Source organism: Roseofilum sp. Guam (assembly GCF_017746735.1).
In the GTDB taxonomy this organism is placed as follows: Bacteria; Cyanobacteriota; Cyanobacteriia; order Cyanobacteriales; family Desertifilaceae; genus Roseofilum; species Roseofilum reptotaenium.
This window is the reverse complement of sequence record NZ_JAGHZN010000115.1, coordinates 1-6246: the sequence shown is the minus strand read 5'-3', so window position 1 is coordinate 6246 and position 6246 is coordinate 1. Positions and strand designations below refer to the sequence as shown.

Here is a 6246-nt window from a genome sequence, read left to right as displayed (position 1 = left end):
CTTGTATCGGCAATCAGTTTGACTTAGAAACTTTGGCCATTGTCAGCGAACAGTCTTCAATGGAGGTAGCAGCGTCTTTATGGAGCACACTACAAGAGGGATTAGTTTTACCCCTAGGTCAGACCTATAAGTTTTTCCAAGGGAGCAAGGGAGAGGAAAAAACGCTGGAATCCGACTTATCTGTGAGCTACAAGTTTTTACACGATCGCGTCCAGCAAGCCGCTTATTCCTTAATTCCAGAAGCCGAGAAACAGAAGACTCACTTAAAAATTGGGCAATTATTGTTATCCAATACCACAGAAGAAGAACGAGAAGAGAAAATCTTTGCTCTGGTTAATCAGTTAAATTATGGCGTGGAGTTAATCGTTGAAACCGATGAACGAGAACAGTTAGCCCGGTTGAATTTAGCCGCAGGGATTAAGGCCAAAACCGCGACGGCTTACAGTGGGGCAGTCAATTATTTTGCGATCGGTCGAGAACTCCTGAGGGTGGACTGTTGGCAAACTCAATACGACCTGACGTTAGCCTTGTTCGAGTCAGCAGCAGAAGCAGCTTATTTGAATGGTGAGTTTGAGGCAATGGAAGGATTCATCGAAGAAGTCTTGCGTGAGGGGCGATCGCTCTTGGAACGAGTTAAAGTTTACGAGGTGAAGCTCCAAGCCTATGCCGTCAGAAATCAATTTTTCGAGGCGATCGAAACTGCCTTGGCTGTTTTAAAGTTGTTCGGAATTAGTTTTCCTGAATCACCAACCGATGCAGATATTCAACGAGCCTTTGCAGAGACGAAATCCCAATGGGGCGATCGCTCCATTGAAGACTTAAAGGACTTGCCTGCTATGATCGATCCAGAAAAAATGGCAACTTTACGCATTCTGATAAGCATCACTGGGGTAGTCTATATTGCGATGCCTCAATTTTTACCTCTGATTGTCTGCGAACAAATTAAATTATCCATGAACTATGGGAACGCTCGTTGGTCTGCTTTTTCTTATTCTATTTACGGCACAATTCTCTGCGGAGTTCTAGGGGATATTGAAGCGGGTTATCAATTTGGCCAACTCGCTTCACACCTCCTATCTCAATTTAATGCCACAGAAATCACCGCCAAAGTGGTGATTAATACCAATGGGGATATTCGGCATTGGAAAGAACCCATTCAATCGACCATCAAACCGCTGTTCTTCGCATACGAAACCGGCTTAGAAACTGGGGATATAGAATTTGCCGCCTATTGTGCTTGTTATGGAGAAATTTATTCATATTTGGCAGGCACTAATTTAATTGAACTTGCCGAACAAATAGCTATATATAGTCTATCTTTCCAGGAACTTAAACAAGAGACAGTTTTCTATTGGAGCGAAATCAATCGGCAAGCAATTTTAAACTTAATGGAATCTGGAACCAATCCAGGAATTTTGGTGGGGACAGCGTATAACGAAGAAAAATATCTACCGTTTCATCAGGAATCAAACGATCGCTTGGCCTTACATATGATTCATTGCCACAAGTTAATTCTGAATTATTTATTCAATCGCTTGGAGTCAGCAATAGAAAATGCTGAGATAGCCGAAAAATATTTAGATGGAGTGACGGCGATGTTTGTGATTCCGACATTTTATTTCTACGATTCCTTGGCTCGATTGCGAGGGTTAAAGGCTCAAGATAAAGCCAATCTAGAAGCCCAACTTCAAAAAGTCGATTCCAATCAGAACAAAATGGAAAAATGGGCGAGCTATGCCCCCATGAACCATTTGCATAAATTCAATTTAGTAGAAGCAGAAAAATGCCGAGTTTTAGGGAAAATAGCTGAAGCTATCGTACTCTATGACCAGGCTATTTCTGGAGCAGAAGACAACAACTTCATCCAAGAAGAGAGCCTCGCCAACGAACTCGCGGCACAATTCTATCTGGATTGGGGTAAAGAAAGAGTCGCTGGTGATTACATGACCGATGCCTATTACGGTTATGCTCGCTGGGGCGCGAAGGCGAAGGTTGACCAACTCGAACAGCAATATCCCCAACTCCTCTCTACCATTGTGCAACAACCCTACTTACAGTTTATAAGTAGTCAAACCGTCACTTCGCCCGCAACACGAACCGTGAGTTCAACGAATAGTACAACTGGCTCAATACTTGACTGGGCAACGGCGATAAAAGCAGCTCAATCTCTATCGAGTGAAATTCACCTAGACAAGCTGGTTTCTATCTTAATGAAAGCAGTGATGGAAAATGCGGGAGCCGATCGCGCTATTCTGCTGTTAAACGAACAAGACGCTTGGCGAGTAGTCGCACAGTGTACACTCCAGGGGGGGCAGTTGCATTCAATATCTGCACCAGAGGAGCAAGCCCTGCCCAACAGTGTTATTAATAAGGTCAAACGCAGCCAACAACCGATTATAGTGAACGACTTTTCTCACGATACCGAATTTGCTGCTGAGTCCTATCTGCGGCAAGACCCCCCCCTTAGTTTCCTCTGTGCCCCGATCCTCAATCAAGGCAAGCTGATCGGCATTCTCTATTTGGAAAATCATCTAGTGGTGGGAGCGTTTACAGGCGATCGCGTAGAACTCCTTTCTCTGATCTGTTCCCAAACAGCGATCTCTCTAGAAAATGCCCGTCTCTACGAACAAGCACAACAGGCCCTCAAAGACTTACAAGAAGCCCACTTACAACTGGTGCAAAGTGAGAAAATGTCAGCTTTGGGTAACTTAGTCGCAGGAGTTGCCCACGAAATTAATAATCCGGTGGCATTTATTGCGGGAAACATAGAACCAGCACAAGATTATGTCCAAGACTTGTTTGGCTTAATTGACCGGTATCAGCAAGAGTATCCAGAGCCAAGTGAAGTGATAGAAGAAGAAATCGAATCGATAGACTTGGAGTTTGTGCGCTCCGATTTACCCCAACTGATTGCGTCGATGCGAGAAGGAACCAATCGCATCAGCCACATTAGTACATCTTTACGGACATTTTCGCGCACGGACAAAGAGTATAAAGTCCCGTTTAACTTACATGAAGGGATCGACAGCACATTGCTGATTCTCAAACATCGTCTGAAAGCTAACGATGAGCGCCCGGCAATTGAAATTGTCAAAGACTATGGAGAATTGCCAGAAGTGCAATGTTTTCCCGGACAACTTAACCAAGTATTTATGAATCTGATTGCCAATGCCATTGATGCTTTAGAAGAGTCGAACCAGGGACGCAGTTTTGAGGAGATTGCCCATCAGATTATGATTACCACCTCAGCCATGAAGGAGACAGTGATCATTTGTATTACCGATAATGGTACGGGAATGCCAGAAAACGTGAGAGAACGCATTTTTGAGCAAGGATTTACTACAAAAGCGGTAGGTAAAGGTACAGGCTTGGGAATGGCGATCGCCCGTCAAATTGTTGAAGAAAAACACGGGGGTATCATGACTTGTGATTCAGAATTAGGCAAAGGAACCACATTTGAGATCGCGCTCCCCGTCAGTAGCTCGTGAAAACGACTGAAATAAAAAATCTTCAATCGAACGTGGATTCCCAAAAAAATGTTAGGTCACCATCGTGCTCCAGCAAAGATAGCGATCAAGTGGCTGGCGAAACCTTGAAAAATGGGATCAATTTGGAACTGAACGATTAGCTTTTATTTAAGAAAAAAATAGTGAGACCATCTCTTACCGAAATCAGGTCAAGTAGGGTATGGTGGCGATCGCGATCTCTATTCGAACTGAAATATAATAATAGATACCATACCACACCACTACAAAACTTAGAGCAATGATTCTAAAACTTCCTGGTTATCACATTAGCGAAACCCTATACGAAGGAGAGCGAACCCTAGTGTATCGGGGAGTTCGCTCTTCTGACTCTCTAGAAGTTGTAATCAAAGTCCTTCGTAATGAATACCCTAGCTTTAGCGAATTGTTACAGTTCCGTAATCAGTATGCCATTGCTAAAAACCTAAAGACTGGCGTTGTCCAACCTTTAAATTTAGAGCGCTATGGCAATGGTTACGCCTTAATTATGGAAGACTTCTTAGCCGAACAGAACTCATTAGATTTAGAAACGGGTTTGCAGATCGCCATTCAACTGGCGGAGATTCTACAAGAACTCGATCGCCAAAGAGTGATCCACAAAGACATTAAACCAGCCAATATCCTAATTCAGCCACAAACCAAAGAGATTAAACTGATAGATTTCAGTATTGCCTCCTTACTGCCTCGCGAAGCACAAGAAATCAAAAATTTCAACGTCCTAGAAGGAACCCTAGCCTACATTTCCCCCGAACAAACCGGGCGGATGAATAGAGGAATAGACTACCGCAGCGACTTCTATTCTCTGGGCGCAACCTTATACCAACTGCTCACCGGAGTCTTACCCTTCCTGAGCGACGACCCCATGGAATTAGTTCATTGTCATATTTCACAACAGCCAGTGCCCCCAGCACAAGTAAAAAAGAAAGACTCAAACCCAGACATCCCAGCAGTAGTTTCAGATATAGTCATGAAGCTAATGTCGAAAAATGCAGAAGAGCGCTATCAGAGTGCATTAGGATTAAAGTATGACCTAGAAAAATGTCTAAACCAATGGCAAGAAAAGGGGAAAATAGAAGCCTTTGAATTAGGAAGCCGGGATATTGCCGCTCGCTTCCTGATTCCCGAAAAACTCTACGGACGAGAAAAAGAAGTACAAGCCTTACTTGATGCCTTTGACCGGGTGGCAGGGGCTTCCCCCACAGCCAACTGCTCACTACTGACTCCCCAAGGTGAAGCCCTGCCTACTTCCCGCTGTGAAATGATGCTAGTAGCCGGATTTTCAGGGATTGGTAAAACAGCAGTGGTCAACGAAGTGCACAAGCCCATTGTTCGCCAACGGGGCTATTTTATCAAAGGAAAATTCGACCAGTTTCAACGCAATATTCCGTTTTCTGCCTTCGTCATCGCCTTCCGCGATTTGATGGGACAGCTTCTAGCAGAGAGCGATGAACAACTGCAACGATGGAAAGATAAAATTCTGGCTGCCTTAGGCGAACAAGCCCAAGTCATTATTGATGTGATCCCAGAACTAGAGCAAATTATCGGGGCGCAACCGAGGGTCGAGGAATTGTCTGGCAGTGCGGCCCAAAATCGTTTTAACCGACTATTCGAGCAGTTTATCCAAGTTTTTGCCACCCCAGAACATCCCCTGACGATCTTTATTGATGACCTGCAATGGGTCGATGCTGCCTCTTTGAAATTAATTCAACTGCTGATGGCTGATACACAACGGGGCTATCTGTTGTTGTTGGGAGCCTATCGCGATAATGAAGTGTCCCCCACCCATCCCCTGATGTTAGCGCTCTGCGACCTGGAAAAATCCGGTGCCCAGATCCAAACGATCACCCTGGAACCCTTAAGCCAAAAAGATCTCGGTCGCCTAACCGCCGACACCCTCAGTTGCGCTCAAGCAGTTGCCTTGCCCCTAACAGAATTAGTGTATGGAAAAACCCAGGGCAATCCATTCTTTTCGACCCAGTTTCTCAAAGGATTACATGAGGATGGCTGGATTGTGTTCAATCGGGATGTGGGCTACTGGGAATGCGACTTGACCAAAGTGCGAGAATTAGCCCTGTCCGATGATGTGGTGGAGTTTATGGCAGCCAGATTGGACAAGTTGCCCCCCCAAACGTGCGAGATGTTAAAACTAGCCGCCTGTATCAGCAACCGGTTTGAGTTGGACATTCTAGCAGCAGCAGGGGAGCTGACCTGGGAAGAGGCAGCAGGTGCCCTATGGCCAGCACTGCAAGAAGGGTTCATCTTGCCCATCAGCAATACCTATAAGTTCTTCCAAGAGACGATAGGGGAAGCCAAAAATGTGCTCACGGATGTGAGAGTGAACTATCAATTCCTACACGATAGGGTTCAACAAGCGGCTTATTCGTTAATTCCCGAAGGGCAAAAGCAAGTGACCCATTATCAGATAGGCAATCGCCTATTGGCTTATTTAGGGCCGGTAGAACGGGAAGAGAAGATTTTCGATATTGTCAATCAAATCAATATCGGACGCGAGGAGATTGTCCAGGGGGAGGAAAAAGAACAACTTCTTGAACTTAATTGGCGTGCGGCTCAGAAAGCGAAAATAGCGACGGCTTATGAGGCGGCGAAAATGTATTTCCAGATAGCGATAGAATTGCTGCCACAGGAGGCTTGGGAAACGCTTTATGAGCTAGCCTTTGGACTTTATTTTGGTCTGGCTGAAGTCCAACTTATGAGTGTTGAT

General features: G+C 45.0%; 2 protein-coding genes. Both read left to right on the top strand.

Annotated elements, in window-relative coordinates:
• On the top strand, nucleotides 1-3488 hold a 3488-nt coding region (locus J7529_RS24360; protein ID WP_318731136.1), incomplete at its 5' end, for an ATP-binding protein.
• Between the two features lie 277 nt (nucleotides 3489-3765).
• On the top strand, nucleotides 3766-6246 hold a 2481-nt coding region (locus J7529_RS24355), incomplete at its 3' end, for a serine/threonine-protein kinase PknK (protein ID WP_318731134.1).